Consider the following 24328-nt stretch of genomic DNA (forward strand, 5'->3'; position numbering starts at 1 on the left):
GGGAGGGGAGCCATGAAGATCACAGCGGTGCGCACGCATCTGCTCGAACACCGGCTGGACACGCCGTTCGAAAGCGCATCCATGCGTTTCGACCGCCGCGCCCATATTCTGGTGGAAATCGAATGCGACGACGGAACCGTCGGCTGGGGCGAATGCCTCGGCCCGGCGCGGCCCAACGCCGCCGTGGTTCAGGCCTATTCCGGCTGGCTCATCGGCCAGGACCCGCGCCAGACCGAAAAGATCTGGGCCGTGCTTTATAACGCCCTGCGCGATCAGGGCCAGCGCGGCCTCAGCCTCACGGCCCTGTCCGGCATCGATATCGCGCTGTGGGACATCAAGGGCAAGCATTACGGTGCTTCCATCTCGATGCTGCTCGGCGGGCGCTGGCGCGAAAGCGTGCGGGCCTATGCCACCGGCAGCTTCAAGCGCGATGGCGTCGACCGCGTTTCCGACAATGCCTCCGAGATGGCGGAGCGTCGGGCGGACGGCTTTCATGCCTGCAAGATCAAGATCGGCTTCGGCATAGAGGAAGACCTCCGCGTCATCGCCGCCGTGCGCGAGGCGATTGGGCCGGATATGCGGCTGATGATCGACGCCAATCACGGCTACACCGTCACCGAAGCCATCGCGCTCGGCAACCGCGCCGCCGACTATGGTATCGACTGGTTCGAGGAGCCAGTGGTTCCCGAACAGCTCGATGCCTATGCCCGGGTGCGGGCCGGCCAGCCGATACCGGTTGCGGGCGGCGAGACCTGGCACGGGCGTCACGGCATGTGGCAGGCGCTTTCCGCCGGCGCTGTGGATATTCTCCAGCCCGATCTCTGCGGCTGCGGTGGTTTTTCAGAAACGCAGAAGATCGCGGCGCTCGCCACGCTGCACGGTGTGCGCATTGTGCCACATGTCTGGGGCACCGGCGTACAGATTGCCGCCGCCCTGCAATTCATGGCGGCGATGACGCCCGATCCGGTGCGGGTCAATCCCATTGAGCCGATCATGGAATTCGACCGCACCTTTAATCCATTCCGGCAGGCCGTGCTGCGCGAGCCGATAGAGGCGGTAAACGGCGTCGTCACGATCCCGAACGGCCCCGGCCTCGGAATAGAGATCAACCGCGACGCATTGCTTGAATTCAGGATGCCAGACCCGTGAGCGAACTTGTCAGAAGACTGAGCGGCACAGCGCCCCGGCCCGCTTTCCCGAAAGGCGCCGTCGATACGCAGATGCATCTCTATCTGCCCCACTATCCCGCCCTGCCGGGTGGGCCGGGCCTGCCGCCGGGCGCTCTGCCCGGACCGGAGGATTATCGCAGCCTCATGCAATGGCTCGGCATCGACCGGGTCATCATCACCCAGGGCAACGCCCATCAGCGCGATAACGGCAACACACTCGCCTGTGTCGCGGAAATGGGCGAGGCGGCCCGCGCGGTGGTCATCATCGATGCGGGAACGACCGAAAAGGACATGGAAAAGCTTGCCGCCGCAGGGGCCGTCGGTGCGCGTATCATGGATTTGCCGGGTGGTGCGGTAAACCTGTCCGAGCTGGAAGCCGTGGACGAGCGCGCGCATGCGGCCGACTGGATGGTGGCGGTGCAATTCGACGGCAATACGCTGCTCGATCACCTGCCGCGCCTTCAGAACATCCGCTCGCGCTGGGTGTTCGATCACCACGGCAAGTTCTTCAAGGGCATCAGCACCGATGGCCCGGAAATTGCGGCGCTTCTGAAACTCATCGATCGCGGCAATCTCTGGTTCAAGTTCGCCGGCGTTTACGAAAGTTCGCGCGAGAGCTGGCCCTATGAGGACGTCGCCGCCTTTTCGCGCGTCATTGCCGCCCATGCGCCCGAGCGCATCGTCTGGGGCACCAACTGGCCGCATAATTCCATCCGCGAGACGGCGGCGTATCCCGACGATGCCCGCCTTGCGGAACTCATACTCGGCTGGCTGCCGGATGAAGCGGCGCGCCACCGCGCGCTGGTGAAAAACCCGGAAGCGCTGTTCAAGCTGCCGCCAGTCATGGCGGGATAGGTCAATCGGGGATGGCTGGGGAAGGGAGGTCCCCCTCATCCTTTTAAACTGAAAGGTCTTTGCATGCCGGCCCGGATGGGCGTGAAAAAATCGGTCCGATAGCCTTGGAGGGGCTGGATCGTTTCAACAATGGAGGAGGAAAGCATGAAAAAGATTGCAAGCATGATGTGCGTCGCGATGGGGATCGCGCTCGCCGGTGTTTCCGCCAAGGCGCAGGAAATAACCCTGCGTTCGGCCGATATTCATCCCGACGGTTATCCGACGGTCGAAGCCGTGAAATATATGGGCGAGCTTCTGGCCGAGCGCACCAAGGGCCGCATCAAGATACAGGTCATGAACAATTCCGTTCTCGGCGGCGAGAAGGATACCATCGAGCAGACCCGCTTCGGCGTCATCGACATGAACCGCGTCAATGCCGCGCCCTTCAACAATCTGGTCAAGGAGACCACCGTTCTTGGTCTGCCTTTCCTGTTCCGCTCGACGGAGCACATGCACAATACGGTCGACGGTCCGATCGGCGATGAGGTTCTGGCGGCCTTCGAACCGCACGGCCTCGTCGGTCTCGCCTTTTACGATTCCGGTGCGCGTTCCTTCTACACCACCAAAAAGCCCATTGAAAAACTCGCGGACCTGAAGGGCCTGAAAATCCGCGTGCAGCAGTCGGATCTGTGGATTTCGATGATGCAGGCCTTTGGCGCCAACCCGACGCCGATGCCGATGGGTGAGGTCTATTCCTCGCTTGAAACCGGCGTTGTCGACGGTGCGGAAAACAACTGGCCCTCTTACGAATCCGCCCGTCACTACGAGGTAGCGAAAAACTACTCCCTGACGGAACATTCGCTGAACCCGGAAATCCTCGTCATTTCCAAGGTCTCTTACGACAAGCTCTCTCCGGAAGATCAGAAGCTCTTGCGTCAGGCGGCCAAGGATTCCGTCGGCAAGATGCGTGAACTCTGGAGCGCCCGCGAAAAGGTATCGGAAGAAAAGGTCCGCGCCGGTGGCGTCAATGTCATCAAGGTCAACAAGGAGGAATTCGCTGCCGCGATGGGTTCGGTCTACGACAAGTTCGTCACCGATCCGAAGATGAAAGACCTTCTGGAACGGGTGAAAGCGGTCAAGTAAAGCGCGGAAAACCGGCCCTGGGAACAGGGCCGGTTTTCTTTTGTCGCCGTTGACGCGGAGGAACAGACAATGCGAAATTTCATGCGGGCCATTCGCCCCTTTCTCGGCGCGCTCAGCCACGCGTCGCTTTATATTGCCGGTATCGGCATGATCGCCATGACGATTATCGTCGGCTGGCAGGTCTTTGCGCGGTATATTCTGAACGATTCACCCAGCTGGTCTGAACCGCTGTCGCTGCATCTCATGTCATGGTTCATCATGCTGGGGGCCGCCGTCGGCGTGCGCGAGAGCGTGCATCTGGGGCTCGATATTTTGCGCTACATGATGCCGCCGCGCGTGCAGAAGGGCATGGACCTGACAAGCCTTGCGCTGATCTTCTTCTTCGGTGCCGGCATGGCCTGGTATGGCACCTCGCTTTCCATGGGCACATGGACGGCGACGATCCCGGTTCTCGGCTGGCCGGGCGGCACGGATTTCTTCCCGCTGATCGGCGGCGGTTTCCTCATCGCGCTGTTTGCGGCTGAACGTTTCGTCGATCTCGCCATCGGCGAGGAGATTGCGGCCGACGTCATCGTGCAGGAGGCAGCGTAGATGGCTTACACCATTCTCTTCGGGGTCTTCACCCTGCTGATGCTGATCGGCACGCCGATCGCGTTCTGCCTCGGCATCGCCTCTTTCGCCACGGTTCTTTATCTCGGCCTGCCGCCCATCGTGGTGTTCCAGCAGATGAATTCCGGCATGAACGTGTTTGCGATGATGGCGATACCGTTTTTCATCTTCGCCGGCGACCTGATGGTGCGCGGCGGCATCGCCCATCGCCTCATCCGCTTTGCGGCCGGTCTCGTGGGACACCTGCGCGGCGGTCTCGGCCAGGTCAACATCGTGGCCTCGACGCTGTTCGGCGGCATTTCCGGCTCGGCCGTGGCCGATGCCTCTGCGGTGGGCGGGCTGATGATACCGCAAATGGCCAAGCGCGGTTATGACAGGGACTATGCGGTCAATGTCACGGTCAATGCGGCCATCATCGCGCTGATGATACCGCCCTCGCATAACATGATCCTTTATTCGATTGCGGCGGGCGGCAATGTTTCAGTGGCCGATCTCTTCACCGCCGGCATTGTTCCGGGTTTCCTGCTTGCAGCGGCGCTGATGGTGACGGCCTATATCGTTGCCCGGCGTAAGGGTTATCCTTCCGAGCCGTTCCCTGGCTTCTCGAAGCTGATGTATTATCTCCTGGCTTCGTTCCCCGGCATCCTGTTGATCGGCATCATCTTCGGCGGCGTGCGTTCGGGCATCTTCACCGCGACGGAAAGTTCCTGCATCGCGGTTCTCTACGCCTTCCTCGTTGCCATGCTGGTCTATCGCGAGCTGGACTGGAGCGGTTTCGTGGAGGCGGTGATGGGTGCGGTGCGCACGACGGCCATGGTTCTGCTGGTCATAGGCACGGCGGCGTCCTTCGGCTGGCTGATGGCCTTCCTGCAGGTGCAGACGCTGATGATTGCCGCAATCAGCGCGATTTCGGACAATCCAATCATCGTGCTGCTCGTCATCAATGTCATCCTGCTGTTGCTCGGCACCTTCATGGACATGGCGCCGATGGTCATCATATCCACGCCGGTGCTTCTGCCCGTCGTAAAGGCCTTCGGCATCGACCCCGTGCATTTCGGTGTCGTGATGATCCTGAACGCCGGCATCGGGCTCAACACGCCGCCGGTCGGAACGGTGCTCTTCGTCGGCTGCGCGGTGGGCGGCATATCGATACGGGAAGCGATGCGGACGATCTGGCCGTTCTTTGGGGCCAGCATCGCGGTGCTGCTTGCCGTCACCTATATTCCGTCGCTGTCCCTGTGGTTGCCGTCACTGTTCCGGTAATTCCAGCGCTTTTAAACGAGAAGGCCCCGCTATGCCGGGGCCTTTTCCGCTTCAGTGGCAAGCAGCCGCTGCTGTTCGTGTTCGTCAAAGGCCATGAGATTGCCGTGCCTGCTGCGGCGTATGCGGTTCATATGGTCGCGCGGGCTTAACCCCAATGTCCGTTTGAACATGCGTGAGAAATAATAGGGGTCGCCATACCCCACTTCGGCGGCCGCCGCCGAGACTGAAAGCCCCGCCTCGAGAAAATGCATGGCGCGTTCCATGCGCTTGAACTCCTGATATTTGCGCGGCGTCCGTCCCACCCGTTTCTGGAATTCGCGCAGAAAATAATCGCGATTATAGGGAGCCGCCTCGGTCGCCCGGCTGGCAATGTCGGGGTCCAGCGGATTGGCCGAAATCATGGTGATCGCCTTCATCACCGCAAGGTCGAGGCCTTCCGTCCCCTCCGGCTGGAAACTCGGCCGGTCGACCCATCCGAGGAAGGCGTCGTCGATGAAGGCGATGAGAAGCACCATAAAGAGATGATGCTGGCCAAGCGTGACGGAGGAGGGCGGGGCGCTCTGCCGGTAGTGGCGCACCAGCGGTTCCAAGAGCGGCCAGCGGCTCAGCCTCACTTTGGGCTTCAGGTCCATCTGCGCGATCAGGTTGTGGCGGCCGTAAATATCCAGCGTGAAATGCTGCGCCACCCCTCGATAGGTGACGGTCTGCTCGTTCCAGCCGACAAAGCGCTGCCCCCGGAAAATCAGCATGGCGTCACCCGGCTCCAGCACCCGCGCCTCGCCATCGACGAGATAATGCCCGCGCCCTTCCAGACAGATGATGAGATCGTCCACCTGATTGGATTTGTCGATCTGCCAGGTGCGCGAATGCTCCATCTTGATCGTTGCGCGCGTCAGGTTGAGGTTGAGCGCCGCAGGCGGAACGGACGATAGAATGCCACCTTCGATTTCGTCCATCTTTTTCCTCGTCTTTGTTAATTCACCTTGGCGCGGAAATTTGGTTTTGTCACCGCATAAATTGCTTTTACGCGCCGTATCAATGAAGGGGGAGATCGGTCGCGGCGAGAAATTGCGCCATCACGCGCCTGCCGCCGGCCGTTCCGGGAGAATCACTTGTACGAAATTGTATTCTGTCATTCGTGTTCCACTGGAGCGCGGGGAGGAGCATTATGAAATCTCAGCGCTTCCTCGGGCTGGGATATCTGACGCCTTATATCGTCGGGCTTCTGGTCTTCACGGCCATCCCGTTTCTCGGCTCGCTCTATCTCAGCTTCACCCGTTACGATCTGATGAGCGATCCCAGCTGGGCTGGATTGGCCAATTACGAGCGGCTGTTCACCCGCGACCGCACCTTCATGAAATCGCTGAACGTCACCCTGTTCTACGTGTTTCTGACGGTGCCGCTGAAGCTTGCCTTCGCGCTGTTCATTGCGGCCATACTCAATTATAAGCTGCAATTCATCAACTTCTTCCGCACCGCCTTTTACGTGCCTTCCATTCTCGGCGGCTCCATCGCGATTGCGGTTCTGTGGCGCTATATCTTCGCAAGCGAGGGGCTTGCCAATATGGCGCTGGCCGCCATCGGCCTGTCGCCGGTGGACTGGTTCGGCGATCCGGGCAACGCGCTTTTCACCATCACGCTGCTGCGCTGCTGGCAGTTCGGTTCGGCCATGGTGATCTTTCTCGCCGCCCTGCAATCCATCGACAAGTCGCTTTACGAGGCCGCCGCCATTGATGGCGCAGGCAAGGTGAGAACTTTCTTCTTCATCACGCTGCCGCTGCTGACGCCGGTGATCTTCTTCAACCTCATCATGCAGATGGTTCAGGCGTTTCAGGAGTTCAACGGGCCTTACATCATCACCCAGGGCGGGCCGTTGAAGTCCACTTATCTCCTGCCTCTTTACATCTATGACGAGGCCTTCAAGAAGTTCAACATGGGCTATGCCTCCGCCATCGCCTGGGTGCTCTTCACCATCATCACCGTGCTGACCCTCGTGGCCTTCTGGTCGTCGAAGAAGTGGGTCTATTACGCCGGCGACAAGCGGAACTGATGCCATGACCGATATCGCAACCCTAAACGACATGCAGGCGGCCCGCCGGGCGCGGCTCAGGCTGCTTTCCACCTCGGTCCGTTACGTGCTTCTCTTCGCGGTCGGCCTCATCATGCTCTATCCGCTGATCTGGCTGGTGGGCGCGAGCTTCAAGACCAATTCGGAAATCTTCTCCGGCGCCGGTTTCATTCCCGAAAACCCGACTCTGGACGGCTATATCCGCGGCTGGGAAACCTCGACGCCCTATACATTCGGCCGGTTCTTCTGGAACTCGTTCCTGATCATCCTGCCGAAAGTCATCGGCACGGCGATTTCCTGCACCATGGCGGCCTATGCCTTTGCCCGCTTCGATTTTCCGCTGAAGAAGATCCTGTTCGGCTCGGTCATCGCCATTCTGCTGCTGCCGAATGTCGTTACCCGCATTCCGCAATATATCCTGTTTCGCGATCTCGGCTGGCTGGACAGTTTCCTGCCCCTCTGGGTGCCGTCCGCGCTCGCCGGCGATGCCTTCTTCGTTTTCATGCTGGTGCAGTTTCTGCGCTCGCTGCCATCGGACATGGAAGAGGCCGCCCGGGTGGATGGCGCCAACAGCCTGCAGACGCTCATCTACATCGTGGTGCCGATGCTGGCCCCGGCTCTGATCTCGGTTTGCCTGTTCCAGTTCATGTGGACGATGAACGATTTCCTCGGGCCGCTGATCTACCTGTCCTCGGTCGACAAATATCCGGTGAGCCTCGCGCTCAAACTCTCCATCGACACCACCGAAGCCTTCGAATGGAACCGCATCCTGGCGATGTCGGTGCTGACGATCGCGCCTGCGCTGATCGTGTTCTTCGCGGCGCAACGGTATTTCATTGAAGGGATCTCGTCTGGCGGGGTCAAGGGCTGAAAATGGCAAGCGTTCAACTTAAAAATCTCGAAAAAATCTATGGCGGCAGCTTCAAGGCCGTGCACGGCATCAATCTCGATGTCGAGGATGGTGAGTTCATGGTGTTCGTCGGCCCTTCCGGCTGCGCCAAATCCACGACGCTGCGCATGGTGGCGGGGCTGGAGGAAATCACCGGTGGTGAAATCCTGATCGGCGACCAGCGCGTCAACGACCTGCCGCCCGGCAAGCGCTCTATCGCCATGGTGTTCCAGAATTATGCGCTTTATCCGCATATGAAGGTGCGCGGCAATCTCGCCTTCGGCCTGAAGATCGCCGGTGTTGCGAAGCCCGAGATCGAAAAGGCAATCGATAATGTCGCGCGCATTCTCGAAATCGAGCCGCTGCTCGACCGTCTGCCGAAGCAGCTCTCGGGCGGGCAGGCGCAGCGTGTGGCACTGGGCCGCGCGCTCATCAAGAAGCCCGGCGTGTTCCTGTTCGATGAACCGCTGTCCAATCTCGACGCCAAGCTGCGCGCCTCCATGCGGGTGCGCATCACCGATCTGCACCGTCAGCTGAAAGCGGAGGGCCTGTCCTCGACGGTCATTTACGTCACCCATGACCAGACGGAGGCGATGACCATGGGCGACCGTATCTGCGTCATGCAGGCGGGCCGCATCATGCAGGTCGCGACGCCGAAGGAGCTTTATAACCATCCCGCCAATCTCTTTGTTGCCGGCTTTATCGGCACGCCGGAAATGAACCTGGTGGATGTGGCGATCGAGGGCGCTGAGTTCGTCATCGCCGGCCAGCGCCTGCCCATCGGTACGCATCTGGAGCAACGGCTATCGGCGAGACCCGCAGACGCCGTCATCGGCATCCGCCCACAGCATCTTTCGCTGGCGGGAGAAGCCGATGGCCCGGCTCTACAGGCGAAACTAACCAATGCGGAATTCATGGGCCACGAGGTCTATCTGCACGCCGATCTCGGCGGCCAGAAGGTTGTCAGCGTCGTTGGCGCGGCCGAATTCGAGGCGCTTGGGCGCGACGGCATCCTGCGGCTGAAGCCGGACCCGGAGAAGCTGCATATTTTCGACAAGGCCGATGGTCGCAACGTCTCGCTGTGAGGAGGGGACGAGCGTGCCTGATTTTTCGAGGAGGAGAAGAACAATGAAGACGATGACAAGAATGATGGCGATGCTCGCCGGTGCCGCCTATGTGGCGATGGCGACGGCCCCAGCGGCGAGTGCTGCGGAACTGCGCATGTCGTGGTGGGGCGGCGAAAGCCGCCACGTCGCCACCCAGAAGGCGATTGCCGCCTGCGGCGAGAAATACGGCCACACCGTCAAGGGCGAATTCACCGGCTTCGATGGCTATCTGGAAAAGCTCACCACGCAGATGGCCGGCAAGACGGAGGCCGATATCGTTCAGGTCAACTGGCCGTGGCTGCCGCTGTTTTCCAAGAACGGCGAAGGTTTTGCCGATCTGCGCCAGCTGAAACCGCTCGATCTTTCGCAATGGGTGGAGAGCGATCTGGACGCCGGTTCGATGAATGGTGTGTTGCAGGGGCTTTCCGTTTCCACCACTGGCCGCGTCTTCTTCTTCAACGCCACCACCTTCGAAAAGGCCGGCGTGGAAATTCCGAAGACCTGGGACGAGTTCTTCGCGGCAACCAAGACCATCAAGGAAAAGCTCGGCAAGGACTATTACACCTTCAATGCCGTGAAGGAGACTGCCCAGCTGCTGGTGACGCTGGCTGTCGTGCAGAAGACCGGCAAGGATCTGGTCGATCCCAAGACCAACCGCGTGGCCTGGACGACGGAGGAACTGGCCGAGGGCATTTCCTTCGTCGGCAAGCTGGTCGAAACCGGATCGATCCGCTCGCAGAAAGAGGAAGCGGCCGACGGTAACGTCAATCTTTATGAAAAGCCGTCCTGGTCCGAAGGCCGGATTGCCGGTTCCTATGAATGGGATTCGACCTATTCGAAATATGCCGATCCGCTCAAGGAAGGGCAGGTTCTGAAACCGTTCCCGATGCTGAAGCTTGCCGATGCCGTAACAGAGGGCGTCTATCGTAAGCCCTCCATGGTGTTTTCGATCTCGAAAAATTCGAAGAATCCGGAAGCGGCCGCGCAAATCCTGAACTGCCTGCTGAACGAACCTGAGGGCATCGATGCGCTCGGCACCTCGCGTGGCCTGCCCGCTTCGAAGGCTGCGGCGGCGCGTCTGGGCGAAAAGGGCGAGCCGGAGGTGCGGGCCGCCAACGCCATCGTCATGGCGGCATCGGGACCGGTGGTGTCACCCTTCAACGAACACCCGGAAATCCGCTCGGGCTTCATCGATACGCTTGAGGAATATGCCTACGGCCAGCTGACGGCGGAAGAAGCGGCCGAGCAGATCATCGATACGACCAACGATGTTCTTGCCAAATTCGATTGACGACAATTGCCCGCCGCCTCGATGGCGGCAGGCTCCCTATCCGGCTGCCGGATGATGTGAGGCGTGTCCGCCAAGGGTTTGGCCGGACAGGCACCAAAGACGAGAAAAGAGCATGAACGAACCCCTTATCATCGCGTCTTCGGCGCGAACGGCAGCGCTTTGCCTTGCCGTGCCCGGCGCTCGATATTTCCTTCCGTCCAAAACGGCATGGCGTCTGACGTCGGCGGATGGCGCCGAAAGGAGAGGCGAAACCGCGACCGTGGTGACGCTGCTGCATGATCTCTCCCCGGATACGCGCTATGTCTTCGAAGCGGAGGGGTTTGGACAGCTGGAGTTCAGAACCGCCCCCTGTGCCGGGCTTGTCGAGGCTGCGGAATTCACCATGATGCCGGATGTTGCGCTCGATGATGAGACACGCGCGCGCGCCAATGCACAGGCGCTGGAAAGGGCCGTGGCTGCGGTGCCGCAAGGCGGCACGTTGCGTCTCGGGGCCGGTCTCTGGACAGCCTTTCCCGTACGCCTGAAAAGCAACATGACCTTCCACCTTGCCGAAGGAGCCGTGCTGCGCGCGCCCTCCACCCGCAGGGGCTGGCCGATCCTGCCTGCCCGCGATGAGGCAGGCCGTATGCTCGGAAGCTGGGAAGGCTTGCCGGATGCCTGTTTTGCCGCGCCGGTTCATGCCATCGCGGCAGATAATCTCGTCATCGAGGGCAGGGGCGTTCTCGATGGTTCGGGCGATAGCGGCGACTGGTGGAGCTGGCCGAAAGAAACCCGCGATGGCGCGCGCCGGCCGCGCGGCCTGCATCTCGTTTCCTGCCGGAAGACACACCTGCTCGGTTTCACCATCCGAAACGCCGCCTCATGGACGATCCATCCGCAGGGCTGCGAAGACTTGATCGCCGCCGGCCTCAGCATCGTCGCACCGCATGACAGCCCGAATACCGATGGTTTCAACCCCGAGAGCTGCCGTAACGTCACGATATCGGGCGTGCGCTTTTCCGTTGGCGACGATTGCATCGCGGTGAAGGCGGGAAAGCGCGGCCCCGATGGCGAGGACGATCATCTCACGGAAACGCGCGGCATTCGGGTGCGCCATTGCCTGATGCAGCGCGGCCATGGCGGGCTGGTGATCGGTTCGGAAATGTCCGGCGGCGTGCATGACGTATCTGTGGAGGATTGCGACATGGTCGGCACGGATCGCGGCCTGCGCCTCAAGACACGGCGCGGGCGCGGCGGCACCGTCAGCAACATCGCCATGCGCCGGGTGCTGCTGGATGGCGTGCAGACCGCGCTCTCCGCCAATGCCCATTACCATTGCGATGCCGAAGGACATGATGACTGGGTGCAGTCGCGAAACCCGGCGCCGGTCGATGGCGGCACGCCCTTTATCGACGGTATTTGCGTGGAGGATGTCGAAATTCACAATCTCTCCCATGCGGCCGGCGCTTTTCTTGGCCTTGCCGAAGCGCCCATCCGCAACATTGCCATCCGCAATCTCACCATCGTCTCGCGTGATCCTTCGGCCATCGCAACGCCGCCGATCATGGCCGACCGGGTGCGTCCCATGCGCCATGAGGCGATTGTTTTCGAGCAGGCGCATATAGTCTGCGATAATCCCGCCCTGTTGAGCGATGCTTCCGTTTCCATTGTGTCAGATTTCGATTGAGAAAACCGATGAAAGCCACTGAATATTTTGATCAATTCTCCATTCGCTATACGCATTACAAGGGCGGAAGCTGGTGTTATGAGGATGGATGCGTCTATCGTGGCCTGCAGCAGTTGTTCGAGGCGACCGGGGAAGCGCGCTGGAACGACCATCTGCATCGTCTCGCTGATGCGCAGATAGCGCCAGACGGCACGCTCGCCGGTTACGATCCGCAGGAATATAATATCGACCATATTCTCGCCGGCCGTATCCTCTTTCCCCTTGCCGCGGAAACGGGCGATCCGCGTTACCTCGCTGCGGCGGAACATCTGGCGGGCCAACTGCGCAGCCATCCGCGCATCGCATCCGGGAATTACTGGCATAAGAAGCGTTATCCGCATCAGGTCTGGCTGGACGGGCTTTATATGGGGCTTCCTTTCCAGATCGAATATGCGCAGGCGACGGGCCGGGCGGAACTGATCGACGATGCGCTGCGGCAGTTTTCAGCGGCACTCGCGGCGACCGAGGATAGCGGTGGGCTCTATGCCCATGGTTACGACCACAGCCGCAGCCAGCGCTGGGCCGATCCTCAAAGCGGCAAGTCTCCCGCCATATGGGCGCGTGCGGTCGGCTGGCTCGCCATGGCGCTGGTGGACGCACTGGCCATCCTGCCGGAGGACGGCGCGACGGCGGGGCTTCGCAACAAGACGCAGTCGCTTCTGGCCGGTGTCATCGCCCGGCAGACCGAGGCTGGCCTCTGGATGCAGGTTCTCGACAATCCGGGCCTTGCGGGCAATTATGAGGAAACATCCGCCTCGGCCATGTTTGCCTATGCCTTGCTGCATGCAGTGCGGCTGAAGCTCGTGCAGGGCGAAGAGGCGAATGCTGCCCTTTCGGCGGGTCGCCGCGCGCTTGAGGCGCTTCTGGAAACCCGGCTGAAAGCCGATGAAGAGGGCGTGATGCGCCTCACCGGCATCGTTCATGTCGCGGGCCTTGGCGGCTTTGGGGGCAATTATCGCGATGGAACGCCGGAATATTATCTGACCGAGCCGGTGGTGTCCGACGATGCCAAGGGCGTCGGGCCGCTGATGATGGCCTATGCCGAAAACTTGCTTCTGGCCAAGCCGCAGGCGCAGGCTGTTTCAGCGGCGTGACGTCACGCCGCCCTTGCGAAGATCACGGTCTGGATCAGGCCCTGTTTCTTGTGGTTGGCAATGGTGATCGTGCCGCCGAAGCGCTCGATGATTTCCTTGGCGATGGCAAGACCAAGACCCACGCCGGGGATTGATTTGCGCCGCGCGAGGTCCACCCGGAAGAAGGGCTCGAAAACCCGCCCGATCAGTTCCTGGGGAATGCCGGGGCCTTCATCCCTGATTGTCACGACGATTTCGCTCTCGTCTCCGGTAAGATCGATATGCGCCTTCTTGCCATGGGTGACGGCGTTCAGGATGAGGTTGCGCAGGGCTCTTTTCAGCGCCAGCGGGGCCGCCTTGATGGTCATGGCGGCTTCCGGCTCGATGAAGTCGAGCGCACCCGCGTGACCAAGATCGGAAACATCGCTGACGATTTCGCTGAGAAGCGTGCCGATGTCGATCGTCTTGACGCTGTCCTGGCTGACTTCTTCCCGCACCAGAAGAATGGCGCTGTCGGCGATGGCGTCCAGCTCCTCAAGGTCCGCCAGCCATTTGGCCCGTTCCTCGTCGTTTTCGATGAATTCCGCCCTCAGCCGCATGCGGGTCATCGGGGTTCTGAGATCGTGGCCGGCGGCGGCGACGAGGCGCATGCGGCTTTCCATCGCCGCCTTCAGGCGGGTGGCGAGTTCGTTCAGCGCCCGCGCCGTGGCGCGGATTTCGCCCGGTCCGGTTTCCGGCAGGTGCGGCAGCGAACCGTCAGGCCCGATGCTGGCGGCGGCATTTTCCAGCATGTCGAGCGGGCGGGTGATCTTGCTGGCGGCGAAGATCGAAACGGCGGCACTGCCGAGAATGATCAGCCCGATCCACATGCCGAAAATCTTCCAGCCGCCCGGCGGCGGACCCATATGCGGGATTTCCGCGACCAGCCAGCCGCCTTTTTCCAGCGCGATAGCCGCCACGGGCGCAGGGTTTCCCGGCGAGCGGATGACCATTGCGGTGCGCGGCTCTCCGACGCGGGCGAGCGCCTTTTCCAGAACTTCCGAAAGCATGCCGTCGAGATCGCCTTCCGGCGGCTTCTGTTCTATCTGGAAATAACCGGGTTGCTGCAGGGAGGGATCGCGCTCGGCCATGGTCACGGCAAAGGCGAGGCTGCGGGCCAGCGGCTCGATGGTGGCGTCGGGCGGCGGCGGCTGCAACGTCCGGTCCGCCACAAAAGTCGCAAGTGCGATGACGGCGATGATGGAGACGATCATCAGCGCCGTGATGCGGTTTTTAAGTGAGCTCATCGCTGCACCGGCAGGTTTTTGACCTGAACCGTCATCTGGTAACCGCCATTGCGCACCGTCTTGAAGATCGGCGTCTGGGTGTCGGCGTCCAGCTTCTTGCGCAAGCGGCTCATCAGCACGTCGATGGAGCGGTCGAACGGGCCGCGATCCTTGCCCTGCGTGAGATCGAGAAGCTGGTCGCGGGAGAGCAGCCGGCCGGGCCTGTCGAGAAAGACTTTCAGAAGATCGAATTCCGCTCCCGTCAAATCTATCTTTTCACCGCTGGCGCGGATGACGGAGCGCTGCTCGGGATCGGCGGTAAAATCCGCAAAACCATAGGCGGCGGATGAGGAGCGGGGGGCTTCCTGCGGTGTGGCGCGGCGCAGCACGGCCTTGATGCGCGCGGTCAGTTCGCGCGGATTGAAGGGTTTGCCGAGATAGTCGTCGGCGCCGATTTCCAGCCCGACGATGCGGTCGACATCTTCCTTCAGCGCTGTCAGGAGAATGACCGGCGTGCGCGGCCGGCGACCCTGCAGATCGCGGCAGATATCGAGGCCGGAGCCATCGGGCAGCATCACGTCGAGCACGATGAGATCGGGATCGGAGCTGGCGATCTTTTCCTCGAACTCACGCCTGTCAGCCGCCATCGACACGCGAAACCCCTGCGAGCCGAGATATTTCGCGAGCAATGTGCGTATTTCCGGATCGTCATCGACGATTAATATATGTGTCACCGAAACTGTCGTCATATCGTCCAACCTTTTGATGCCACTATACATAAGCGCTGAAAAGAAACGGCGGATTTTTGCAACGAAAGCTTTCCGGGGCCGTTCTGGCAACATTCGGTTACAAATAGGCGGTTTGCGGAAGCGGCCCGGAAACATTCGGACCAAAGCCGGAAACGCGATGCTCCTATCATCCTTTCATGTTGGAAAACGGAAGGAAGGTAAGATGAGAAACTCGCTACTGGCCGCCGCCATCGCGACAGCAACTATTGGCGTTTCCGCCGCCGCGCAGGCAGCAGAAGAGAATGCGCCCGCACCCCAGGCGACCGAACAGGCTGCGCCGCCGCCCGCCAATCTCGATCTCGGCCCGGACATCGGCTCGGACATCGGCCCGGATCGGGGTCCGGATGAAAGGCCGCTGCCGCCGCATATGCGCCGAATGCCCGGCCCGGATGTTCTAGGGCTGGCGACGAAGCTTTCGGCGGCCGAAATCTATCTCGGCGTCACGCCGGAGCAGCTCGGTCCATGGCGCGCCTATACCACGGCGCTGATCGATCTCGTTTCCCCCGGTCCGGAGCGCAATCCGCCGCCGCCGGTGGCGGGTGAAGGCAAGGCCAGGCCCGAGCCGCGTCTTGCGGGAGAGGAGCTGGCAGGCATCATCGCGCAGAAGGCGGAAAAGGCCAAGGCCCTGCAGGACGCCATTGCGGCGCTGAAACCGAAGCTTTCGCCGCAGCAGGTGCTGAAGCTTGCCGAGCTTGAGCGTGCGCTGATGCCGCCTCCGCCTCCCGGCCCGCGTCATGGCCCCGCAGAGCGCGGCGGCTTTGCTCCCCCGCATGGCGATATGAGGCCGCCGGTTCCCGAGGCGGAACGGGGCTGAGGCAACCTTTCGAAGTTTCCTCCTTTAATCTGCCCCCCAGTAAAGGAGGAAATCAGCCGGCAACGGCTGGAGCCGGGGGATCGCACGCCTGCGATCCCCCGCGTGATTTTCAAGCAGGAAGACGATGATGAGATATTTCTATCTGGTGCTGGCAACGGCTTTTGGTTTGAGCTTTGCCTGGTCGGTGGCCGTGGCAAAGGACAAGCCCGTGCAACAGCCGGCGGCCAAATCCCGGCAGGATGAACAGCGGCGTCAGCCCGCCTGTGCGAAGGATCAGCGCGGAAAGACGGATTCCAGACGTCTTCGCAGCACCTGCCGCAAGGCCGCGGTGCGAAAATCGGCCTCTGCCTATGAATGGATCGAAGCGGAGAGGGGTTTCATCCTCGTGAAACACGATATGACGCCGGTTTCTTCCTTCGAGTGAACCGGCTGGACAGGACATCAATATGAAAACGGCACGCAAGGCAGGCGCATTGCTGGCGGTTGTCGCTCTCGCTGTGGGCGGCTACTGGCTGTCCTCGCAATATACGCGGGCGGCCACACCCGGCTATATCACCGCACCGGTGACGCGCGGCGATATCGAGCAGACGGTGCTGGCGACGGGAACTCTGAAACCCGTTCGCCTTGTCGCCGTCGGCGCGCAGGCCTCCGGCCGCATCACCGCCGTCAAGGTGGCGCTCGGCGATACGGTCAAGGCGGGCGATCTGATCGCCGAAATCGATTCCGTTACCCAGACGAACAGTCTGCGCACGGCGCAGGCGGCCCTGGGGAACGTGAAGGCGCAGCGGGTGGAGAAGCAGGCGACGCTTGTTCTCAACCGCCAGAGCCTTGCCCGTCAGCAGGAGATGGTGTCGAAGAACGCGGCCTCCCGCGCCGATTTCGAAAGCGCCACCGCAGCCCTTGCCATCACCGAGGCGCAAATCGAAGCCATCGACGCCCAGATCGAGGAAGCGCAGGTCACGGTGGAAACGGCCGAGGCCAATCTTGGCTATACCAAGATCACCGCGCCCATCGAAGGCACGGTTCTGTCGATCGTCAGCCAGGAAGGGCAGACCGTCAATGCCACCCAATCCGCGCCAACCATCGTCATTCTCGGCCAGCTCGACCGGATGACGGTGCGCACGGAAATTTCCGAGGCGGATGTGACGCGGGTCAGGCCGGACCTGCCGGTCTATTTCACTGTGCTGGGCGAGCCGCAGCAGCGTTACGACGCGATGCTTGCCTCGATAGAGCCGGCGCCGGAATCGGTGCGCAGCGATTCCAGCTTCAGTTCCTCGACCTCTTCATCCTCCAGCTCGTCCTCCTCCAGCACGTCGTCATCCGAGGCGATCTATTATAATGGCGTGTTCGAAGTGCCGAACCCGGACGGCAAGCTGCGCACCTATATGACGGCGGAGGTCCATATCGTTCTCGGCGAAGCGAAGGACGTGCTGACCGTCCCCTCGGCGGCCCTTGGCAGCATGAACAGTGACGGCAGCTATGCCGTGCGTGTGGCCGGTGCCGATGGCAGGGTTTCCGAGCGCAAGGTCGAAATCGGGCTCAACAACAAGGTCACGGCGGAAGTGCGTTCCGGCCTTGCCGAAAACGAGCGCGTGGTGACCGGCGAACGTTCCACCGACACCACCGCAAACGCCATGCCGGGGCCGGGCGGCCCGCCGATGGGGCTTTGAACCATGGCTGAACCTTTGATTTCGCTTAAATCCGTACGGCGGGATTATCCCTCCGGCGAAGGCACGATCAGCGTGCTGAAGAACATCGACCTCACCATCGAAGCCGGTGAGATGGTGGCGATCGTCGGCGCGTCTGGCTCGGGCAAGTCGACGCTGATGAATATTCTCGGCTGCCTCGACCGCCCGACATCGGGTAGCTACAGCATCAGGGGCCGGGAAACGGGCAATCTCGATGCCGACGCGCTTTCGGCGCTCAGGCGTGAAAATCTTGGCTTCATCTTCCAGCGCTACCATCTGCTGGCCGAACTGACGGCGCTCGGCAATGTCGAAATTCCGGCGATCTATGCCGGCAAGACGCAGGGCGACCGCAGGCACAATGCCGCAAGGCTGCTTGGCCGCCTCGGCATGGCGGAACGCCTCGATCACCGTCCCGGCCAGCTTTCCGGCGGCCAGCAGCAGCGCGTTTCCATCGCCCGCGCCCTGATGAACGGTGCCGAGATCATTCTTGCCGACGAACCGACCGGCGCGCTCGACAGCGCCAGCGGCGACGAGGTGTTGCGCATCCTCGGCGAGCTGCATGCCGAAGGCCGCACCGTCATCATCGTCACCCATGATATGTCGATTGCCAGACGCGCCGGGCGGATCATCGAAATCAGCGACGGCACGATCATTTCCGACCGCAGGACGGATGCAACGCCCGTACCGCAGGACGATGCTAAACCCGCTGCCGTTTCCGGCGGGTCTTCCGGTCTTGCGGGTCTCGTTTCGTCTCTGCGTGAGGCGTTGCGCATGGCGCTTCTGTCGATGCGGGCGCACAAGCTGCGCACCTTTCTCACCATGCTCGGCATCATCATCGGCATCGCTTCGGTCATCAGCGTCGTGGCGCTGGGGCAGGGGTCGCAGCAGCGGGTGCTGCAGAACATATCGAGTCTTGGCACCAACACGCTGGAAATCTTCGCCGGCAAGGATTTCGGCGACATAAGGTCGGGCAAGATCACCACGCTCGTCGTTTCCGATGCCGAAGCGCTTGCCAAGCAATCCTATGTCGCGGCGGTGACGCCGACGGTCTCGACCTCCAGCACGGTGCGTTTCGGCGCGAAGGAGGCGAATGCGCTGGTGAACGGCGTCAGCGAGCGCTATTTCGTCGCCAAGGGTACCAAGCTGTCGCTGGGCCGCTTTTTCGATGGCGGAAGCGTCGCGCAGAAGGCGCAGGAAGTGGTGATCGACGAAAATACCCGCAAATCGCTGTTTGCGGATTTCGATGGCAGTCCTGTCGGCCAGGTCATTCTCATAGGCAAGGTGCCGGCCCGCATCGTCGGCGTCACGCAGGCGCAGCAGGGCGGTTTCGGCTCAAGCCAGAACCTGTCGCTTTACCTGCCCTATACCGCCGTCCAGTCGCGCTTTCTCGGCAGCCTGTCGCTGCGAAGCATCACGGTGCAGGTGAGTGACGATACCGATGCCTCGATCGCCGAGCAGGCGGTGACGACACTTCTGACCCAGCGGCATGGCACACGGGATTTCTACATTCTCAACACCGACGATATCCGCCAGACCATCACCAGCACCACGCAGACGCTGACCCTTCTGATTGCGGCCATTGCGGTGATTTCGCTGCTGGTCGGCGGCATCGGGGTGATGAACATCATGCTCGTTTCTGTGTCTGAACGCGTATCGGAAATCGGCGTGCGCATGGCGGTGGGCGCGCGGCGCACCGATATTCTGCGGCAGTTCCTCATCGAGGCGGTGCTGGTCTGCATCATCGGCGGTACGCTGGGCGTGCTGGGCAGCCTCGGCTTCGGCGCGCTTTTCTCCGCCTTCAGCAGCAATTTCGCCATGGTCTATTCCACGGCGTCGATCATCGCCGCCTTCGTCTGCTCGACGCTAATCGGCGTTGTCTTCGGTTATCTGCCGGCGCGCAACGCGTCGAAGCTCGATCCCGTCGCGGCTTTGTCTGCGGGGTAAATCCCCCCGCCGGTCACGCCTTGTTTTTTTCGACGAAGCGGATGGCGTCGCCAACGGTCAGGATCGTGCTTGCGGCGGAATCTGGAATTTCCACCCCGAATTCCTCTTCGATTTCCATGACGATCTGAACGGTCTCGAGCGAATCCGCACCGAGATCGTCAGCAAAACTGGCCTCGTCCACGATGGTGGCAGGGTCTGCGCCAAGCTGGTCCACGATGATTTTTCTGATACGTTCTGCAATGGTGGACATGGTGAGACTCCGCGAAAGTTGCCTGCCGCCGAACGCCGCTCCATCTGAATTTGCGCCGAAGATATCCAAGCGAAATCAAGCTGAATTTCGAAAGGACAGGGCACAGAGTCAAAGGCTCGGAAGATCGATGACATCCGGACGTAGCACGCCTTTCGCAGCCGCGAAAGAGTGTCGATCACCCGTTAGTATTCCATTATAATATGGGACGTTCGCCACGTTAAACAGTTTGTGACTGGCAGCGGTGAACCGCAACGCGTTAAAGCTCGTTGCCTGTGAACCTCAAATCCGTCAGCCACACCGAGCCCCATGCCATGATCCACTCGTCCCCGGAACGCTTTATATTGCTCGATGGCATAAGGGGCGTGGCCGCCCTTTTCATCGTCCACCGCCATGCCGAGGATCTGTTCGGGAAAAGCACGGCTTCGAGCTATCTCGCCGTGGATCTGTTCTTTGCGCTGAGCGGTTTCGTGCTCGCGCATGCCTATAGCCGGAAACTGGCCGAAGGGGCGATTACGCCAGGCTTTTTCATGAAGGCGCGCTTCGCACGTCTTTACCCTCTTTATGGTCTGGCACTGGCTCTGATGGCGGCCTATTTCATCTGTCTCTACGTGCTGGGCCTGCCGACGCCGATCGACGATCTGCATCGTCTTATCGATCCCGGCGAGCTTGCTTTCGCCTTGGTAACGGGGCTGCTCTTTTTGCCGGCGCCCTTCACGCTCACTCTGAACGGCGCGCTGTTTCTCGTCAGCCCGGCATGGTCGCTTTTCAACGAGCTGGTGGTGAATGCGTTTTACGCCCGCTTCGGTGTCCGGGCCACGACGAAACAGACCGCCGCAGTGCTCATTGTCAGCGCGCTTGTGCTGATGGTGGCTGCTGCCGAGTTCGGCCGTCTGCATGCCGGTTTTCGCTGGCATGAAATGTATGCCGGCATGGGGCGGGTATTCTTCTCGTTTTTTGCCGGCGTGCTGATTTACCGTTTCCGCAATCGCGTACCGCAGTTGAAACCCTTTCAGGCGGCGCTTTGCCTTCTGCTGGTCTGTTTCATTCTGGCCGTGCCGATGTCGCGCGAGCTTCGACCATTCTTCGATCTTGCGGTTGTCCTCGTCGTCTGGCCGCTGCTGCTGTTCGTCGCCAGCAAGACGGTTCCGGGGCGCGGTGTGGGAGTGGTCTCGGTGTTTCTCGGCACGGCATCCTACGCGGTCTATGTGCTACATATTCCGCTTCTGGCCTGGACGGAGCTTCTGATACCCGCAGTACACCGGGAAAACCTTGCTTTGCCGGCCGGCATTGTTTTCCTCATCGGCACGACGTACCTTTCATGGTGGCTGACGGTCCATTACGATCAGCCCGTTCAGAAATGGCTGAAGAACCGGTTGAGAAAGCCGAGCGAAATCCGCCAGCCGGTATGACCCTGCCTCGCGGCTGAAAACCTCAATAATGGGCGAAAATCGGGGCAGTCAGCACGAAAGCCGCGACGAGGCTGATGATCGTCAGTTTCGCCGCTCGCATGCGGCGCATTTTGCGGCCGCTCCAGTCATACGTCATACTCACCTCCACGCAGACGCAAAACTTACCGGCATGGGAAATAACGCAAGCCTGGCAAAGACCGGTCATGGTCCCGCAACGCACAGGGTGCACATTCCATACCCAAGCTTCCCGGGACGCGCCTGATCGCGCGCGGGACGCTCAATTTCAGTGTTGCCTGATATACGGCTTTTGCCAAGCCGTTATTTTCATCGGTGATTTTGAAGGCCCGCACGAAAAGGGCGGCAAGCCCAATCACCGGTAAAGAGGCGGCAGGCCCTGAATGGCGTAACGCGGCAGTGGTTTCCACGGTTTGACGCGTTCATGTTTGTGAACGCCGAACAGGAACAGCATTTCCTCCGAAATATCGGCAGGGTCGGTCAAGCCATCCTGAAAGAGCTCGATCACCTTGCGGGCGGCATTGTTGTAGAGAATGACTTCGTCATCCATGGTGTGGCTGTCATAACCGAGACCTTCCAGCACTGACTGGAGCATTTTCAGGTCCTGCGATGTGATGATGCAATTTTCATATGCGGAAGACATGACGTCCTCCTTTCCTGTGGGGGGGGGCAAAAAAGCTGGAGCGTCGCGTCGCCACCCATAAGTGGCGCGAGGACGCTTCAACGCCTCGAAACGCGCACAGCGTCGGGCAAACCGTCTCCGGCCCGTACCGTCATGCATGTCGCGTGGCTTGGAGATCGTTCCCCTGGTCAACAGGCGGGACAGGGCAAAGATTGCAAGAGGCCTTCCGGCGGCAACGCCCTTTAATTACCGATAGGAAAGCGTGCGCCCTTTGAGGAGAATAGGCAAGTTAATTCTGTGTGGTAGAGCGGGCAATTTAGCACGCGCTCCCGCAGGCAACAAAAAAGGCCGGGGCAATATTGCACCGACCTTCCTCATATCGCTCTCAACACCCGTGCCAGTACATCCGTGGTCAAAAGTCTGAAGCGACTAAAACAACTGCGAACGTCGATTTCATTCGCGCTCACCAGCAGTTGCCATGAGAGCTGTTTAAATGGGCAATGTGGCCAAAACAAGTCCGGCATGGATGGCGATGCTTTTATTCGCCGTGACTTGTCGGCCCGCTTGGCGCCTATTTCTTTTTGCTGTCCGCTGTCGTGGCGTTTGCGAATTTGACCTGCGAACCGGCGGGCGGCGCGGCAGGTGCTTTCGTCTTGTCCTTCTTCGGTTTGCGGATTTCCTTGTTGCTGCGCAATTGACCCTTGGCCATGGTGTCCTCCTCCTGCTGGATTGATGCGGCCTCGAGCGGCTACGAGACAATCCGTTCAAGGCCCGTTCGAGCGGGCGATGCTGGAAATCCGGCCAGTCAGTTCTTGCCGGATCGTTTTTTTGCGGAAACCGGCGCGTCGGCGATGATCGTCGCTTCCTGTGCTTCGCGAAGCTGGCGAAGGCGTTCCGTTTTGCGGGCGCGCTGGTCGGCCTCGGCGTTTATGATCTGCTTTGCGACGTTATCCGTCAATGATGCTTTGTCCTGTGCGGATAGTTTGCCGGGTTTGAAGAAAGCTTCTTTAGTCGCGGCCATGTCATTCTCCTTGACGTAAGAGAGCAGTATCAAAGGGCTTAGCGGGTGCGGGCGGCCTTCTTGGGGCCAGGCAGCAAGCCTTCACGTTGCATTTTCTTCTTTTCCATCTTGCGATGGCGACGCACGGCTTCGGCCTGTTCGCGGACACGCTTTTCCGAGGGCTTCTCATAGGATTCCCGCGCGCGCATTTCGCGGAAGATGCCTTCGCGCTGCATTCTCTTTTTCAGAACACGAAGGGCTTGGTCTACATTGTTGTCGCGGACGAGTACTTGCAAGAAATTCTCCTTCAGCAGCCCATGCTGCTACTTTCTGACTTTAATGGAACTCAGGTTGACCCAGCTGGATCCCGCTTCGCGCACCGATGTGTTTTCGCTGACGCGTGGCGTCGGTGTGGTGGACGCTGACAAATCTATTTCGTCGATCGCAATACTGCGTTCGAAATTTTCATGCTGGAAGCGCACCCTGAGACGAACGATGCCCTGTCCCTCCGGCATCACGGACATCACGCGCGCAGGACCCTTGGGCTGGTTGTTGCCGATAACACCGGGCTTCAGAAAAACCGTGTCGCCGCACTTGTAGGAATTTTTACGCATAGGACCTCCATGGCCCAAAACAAAAGGCCGGGCTTTGACCCGACCTCTCACAATCATTCTAACCTGCAGCCAGTACATCCGTGGTCTGCGGGGTCAAATGACGAATATCAAGCTGCCTGAAGGTTATCAGCCGAGCTTTTGCCGGACCGACGGTCCTGAACAATCTCGTAGCTGATCTTCTGGCCGTCGTTCAGCGAACGCATGCCAGCGCGCTCAACAGCGGAGATGTGAACGAAAACGTCCGTGCCGCCATTGTCAGGCTGAATGAAGCCGAAGCCCTTGGTGGCGTTGAACCACTTTACAGTACCAGTGTTCATAACGATTTCCTTTCGTAGAATCGTTGTGGTTCCCGCGATACCTTGCGGGATAAGATCGATTATTTGAGAGGAAATCCGACGGGGAACAGTCTGTTCCAGAACGACGTCACAAGCAATGGTCGATGAAGAAAATATAGGCGCAATTTTTGATTTTGCAATGGGCATTGAAGGAAAAAGCACCGGCGAGCGACCGATCATTGGCTAAGTATCTGGTTCACGGTGCTATTTCCCGCTGACCCAAACGTGCGCCCGGTTTGGCGCGGCCTTTGGTTTCGCGCGCATCAACCTCCACCGGGAGACACGTCCTTCGCACGGTCATCCGGCAGGCTGCCTGCGCCCGGCGTCTTGTCATAGTCGGTGAGGGACGGTTTGGCGTGCGGGCCGGCGGGAGGAATGTCGTTCGGGCTGGAAGGCCGTTTGTCGACTGTTTTCGGCTTCGTTTTCTTGGTCAT

General features: G+C 60.5%; 27 protein-coding genes. 16 read left to right on the forward strand and 11 right to left on the reverse strand.

What is annotated here, in order from left to right; all coding sequences use genetic code 11:
- Nucleotides 1–12 precede the first annotated feature (12 nt).
- From F3H58_RS21425 to F3H58_RS21445, 5 genes are all read left to right on the forward strand, one after another.
- Nucleotides 13–1149 carry a D-galactarolactone cycloisomerase gene (locus tag F3H58_RS21425; RefSeq protein WP_149743688.1) on the forward strand — a complete coding sequence of 379 codons (1137 nt, stop codon included), beginning with the start codon at nt 13–15 and terminating at the stop codon, nt 1147–1149.
- Nucleotides 1146–2024 (forward strand): amidohydrolase family protein, encoded by an 879-nt coding sequence (locus tag F3H58_RS21430; protein ID WP_149743689.1) that lies wholly within the window; start codon nt 1146–1148, stop codon nt 2022–2024. The genes F3H58_RS21425 and F3H58_RS21430 overlap by 4 nt, the downstream gene beginning before the upstream one ends.
- 144 nt (nt 2025–2168) lie before the next feature.
- Complete coding sequence (locus F3H58_RS21435; protein ID WP_149743690.1) at nt 2169–3146, forward strand: TRAP transporter substrate-binding protein; 978 nt, start codon at nt 2169–2171, stop codon at nt 3144–3146.
- A 69-nt stretch (nt 3147–3215) separates the two neighbouring features.
- On the forward strand, nt 3216–3737 hold the full coding sequence (locus tag F3H58_RS21440; RefSeq protein ID WP_149743691.1) for a TRAP transporter small permease: 522 nt from the start codon (nt 3216–3218) through the stop codon (nt 3735–3737).
- Nucleotides 3738–5018: a TRAP transporter large permease gene (locus F3H58_RS21445; RefSeq protein WP_059757073.1), complete on the forward strand. Its 1281-nt coding sequence runs from the start codon at nt 3738–3740 to the stop codon at nt 5016–5018.
- A gap of 29 nt (nt 5019–5047) precedes the next feature.
- On the opposite strand, the gene F3H58_RS21450 is transcribed toward F3H58_RS21445, so the two are convergent.
- A complete protein-coding gene (locus F3H58_RS21450) occupies nt 5048–5974 on the reverse strand; it encodes a helix-turn-helix domain-containing protein (protein WP_149743692.1) in 927 nt (308 codons plus the stop codon).
- Between the two features lie 212 nt (nt 5975–6186).
- Here F3H58_RS21450 and F3H58_RS21455 point away from each other — a divergent pair, with 212 nt between their 5' ends.
- The 6 genes from F3H58_RS21455 to F3H58_RS21480 all read left to right on the forward strand — a co-directional run bounded on the left by F3H58_RS21455 (nt 6187) and on the right by F3H58_RS21480 (nt 13171).
- Nucleotides 6187–7068, forward strand: a complete 882-nt coding sequence (locus tag F3H58_RS21455; protein ID WP_020812253.1) for a carbohydrate ABC transporter permease — start codon at nt 6187–6189, stop codon at nt 7066–7068.
- Nucleotides 7069–7072: 4 nt separating this feature from the next.
- Complete coding sequence (locus F3H58_RS21460; RefSeq protein ID WP_149743693.1) at nt 7073–7957, forward strand: carbohydrate ABC transporter permease; 885 nt, start codon at nt 7073–7075, stop codon at nt 7955–7957.
- A gap of 2 nt (nt 7958–7959) precedes the next feature.
- On the forward strand, nt 7960–9060 hold the full coding sequence (locus F3H58_RS21465) for an ABC transporter ATP-binding protein (protein WP_149743694.1): 1101 nt from the start codon (nt 7960–7962) through the stop codon (nt 9058–9060).
- Between the two features lie 43 nt (nt 9061–9103).
- Entirely contained in the window at nt 9104–10372 is a 1269-nt protein-coding gene (locus F3H58_RS21470) for an ABC transporter substrate-binding protein (protein WP_149743695.1), read from the forward strand.
- Between the two features lie 112 nt (nt 10373–10484).
- Nucleotides 10485–12038 (forward strand): polygalacturonase PglA, encoded by a 1554-nt coding sequence (pglA, locus tag F3H58_RS21475; RefSeq protein WP_149743696.1) that lies wholly within the window; start codon nt 10485–10487, stop codon nt 12036–12038.
- 8 nt (nt 12039–12046) lie between these two features.
- Nucleotides 12047–13171 carry a glycoside hydrolase family 88/105 protein gene (locus F3H58_RS21480; protein WP_149743697.1) on the forward strand — a complete coding sequence of 375 codons (1125 nt, stop codon included), beginning with the start codon at nt 12047–12049 and terminating at the stop codon, nt 13169–13171.
- Nucleotides 13172–13173: 2 nt separating this feature from the next.
- Here the strand turns inward: F3H58_RS21480 and F3H58_RS21485 are convergent, their stop codons facing one another.
- Both F3H58_RS21485 and F3H58_RS21490 read right to left on the reverse strand, forming a co-directional pair.
- Nucleotides 13174–14436: an ATP-binding protein gene (locus F3H58_RS21485; RefSeq protein WP_149743698.1), complete on the reverse strand. Its 1263-nt coding sequence runs from the start codon at nt 14434–14436 to the stop codon at nt 13174–13176.
- The gene (locus F3H58_RS21490) at nt 14433–15194 is read right to left on the reverse strand and encodes a response regulator (protein ID WP_149743699.1); all 762 of its coding nucleotides are present in this window, start codon (nt 15192–15194) and stop codon (nt 14433–14435) included. The genes F3H58_RS21485 and F3H58_RS21490 overlap by 4 nt, the downstream gene beginning before the upstream one ends.
- A gap of 172 nt (nt 15195–15366) precedes the next feature.
- Here F3H58_RS21490 and F3H58_RS21495 point away from each other — a divergent pair, with 172 nt between their 5' ends.
- From F3H58_RS21495 to F3H58_RS21510, 4 genes are all read left to right on the forward strand, one after another.
- The gene (locus tag F3H58_RS21495; protein WP_149743700.1) at nt 15367–16017 is read left to right on the forward strand and encodes a hypothetical protein; all 651 of its coding nucleotides are present in this window, start codon (nt 15367–15369) and stop codon (nt 16015–16017) included.
- Nucleotides 16018–16144: 127 nt separating this feature from the next.
- The gene (locus F3H58_RS21500) at nt 16145–16441 is read left to right on the forward strand and encodes a hypothetical protein (RefSeq protein WP_149743701.1); all 297 of its coding nucleotides are present in this window, start codon (nt 16145–16147) and stop codon (nt 16439–16441) included.
- 22 nt (nt 16442–16463) lie between these two features.
- On the forward strand, nt 16464–17687 hold the full coding sequence (locus F3H58_RS21505; protein WP_149743702.1) for an efflux RND transporter periplasmic adaptor subunit: 1224 nt from the start codon (nt 16464–16466) through the stop codon (nt 17685–17687).
- 3 nt (nt 17688–17690) lie between these two features.
- On the forward strand, nt 17691–19649 hold the full coding sequence (locus F3H58_RS21510; protein ID WP_149743703.1) for a MacB family efflux pump subunit: 1959 nt from the start codon (nt 17691–17693) through the stop codon (nt 19647–19649).
- Nucleotides 19650–19662: 13 nt separating this feature from the next.
- Here F3H58_RS21510 and F3H58_RS21515 read toward each other — a convergent pair whose 3' ends face one another.
- Nucleotides 19663–19899 carry an acyl carrier protein gene (locus F3H58_RS21515; protein WP_003520197.1) on the reverse strand — a complete coding sequence of 79 codons (237 nt, stop codon included), beginning with the start codon at nt 19897–19899 and terminating at the stop codon, nt 19663–19665.
- A 311-nt stretch (nt 19900–20210) separates the two neighbouring features.
- On the opposite strand from F3H58_RS21515, the gene F3H58_RS21520 reads away from it, so the two are divergent.
- Nucleotides 20211–21308: an acyltransferase family protein gene (locus tag F3H58_RS21520; RefSeq protein WP_149743758.1), complete on the forward strand. Its 1098-nt coding sequence runs from the start codon at nt 20211–20213 to the stop codon at nt 21306–21308.
- Nucleotides 21309–21678: 370 nt separating this feature from the next.
- Here the strand turns inward: F3H58_RS21520 and F3H58_RS21525 are convergent, their stop codons facing one another.
- The 7 genes from F3H58_RS21525 to F3H58_RS27305 all read right to left on the reverse strand — a co-directional run bounded on the left by F3H58_RS21525 (nt 21679) and on the right by F3H58_RS27305 (nt 24328).
- Nucleotides 21679–21966: a hypothetical protein gene (locus F3H58_RS21525; RefSeq protein WP_078053615.1), complete on the reverse strand. Its 288-nt coding sequence runs from the start codon at nt 21964–21966 to the stop codon at nt 21679–21681.
- A gap of 550 nt (nt 21967–22516) precedes the next feature.
- Complete coding sequence (locus F3H58_RS27300; protein ID WP_175422107.1) at nt 22517–22654, reverse strand: hypothetical protein; 138 nt, start codon at nt 22652–22654, stop codon at nt 22517–22519.
- A 96-nt stretch (nt 22655–22750) separates the two neighbouring features.
- Nucleotides 22751–22966 carry a hypothetical protein gene (locus F3H58_RS21530; RefSeq protein WP_149743704.1) on the reverse strand — a complete coding sequence of 72 codons (216 nt, stop codon included), beginning with the start codon at nt 22964–22966 and terminating at the stop codon, nt 22751–22753.
- Nucleotides 22967–23004: 38 nt separating this feature from the next.
- On the reverse strand, nt 23005–23241 hold the full coding sequence (rpsU, locus tag F3H58_RS21535; protein WP_077984195.1) for a 30S ribosomal protein S21: 237 nt from the start codon (nt 23239–23241) through the stop codon (nt 23005–23007).
- 27 nt (nt 23242–23268) lie between these two features.
- Nucleotides 23269–23559: a cold-shock protein gene (locus F3H58_RS21540; RefSeq protein ID WP_149743705.1), complete on the reverse strand. Its 291-nt coding sequence runs from the start codon at nt 23557–23559 to the stop codon at nt 23269–23271.
- 107 nt (nt 23560–23666) lie between these two features.
- Nucleotides 23667–23876, reverse strand: a complete 210-nt coding sequence (locus F3H58_RS21545; RefSeq protein WP_003508146.1) for a cold-shock protein — start codon at nt 23874–23876, stop codon at nt 23667–23669.
- Between the two features lie 281 nt (nt 23877–24157).
- Nucleotides 24158–24328 carry a hypothetical protein gene (locus F3H58_RS27305; protein WP_167857127.1) on the reverse strand — a complete coding sequence of 57 codons (171 nt, stop codon included), beginning with the start codon at nt 24326–24328 and terminating at the stop codon, nt 24158–24160.

It is taken from the genome of Rhizobium sp. NFACC06-2 (assembly GCF_900101425.1).
Taxonomy (GTDB): domain Bacteria; phylum Pseudomonadota; class Alphaproteobacteria; order Rhizobiales; family Rhizobiaceae; genus Agrobacterium; species Agrobacterium leguminum.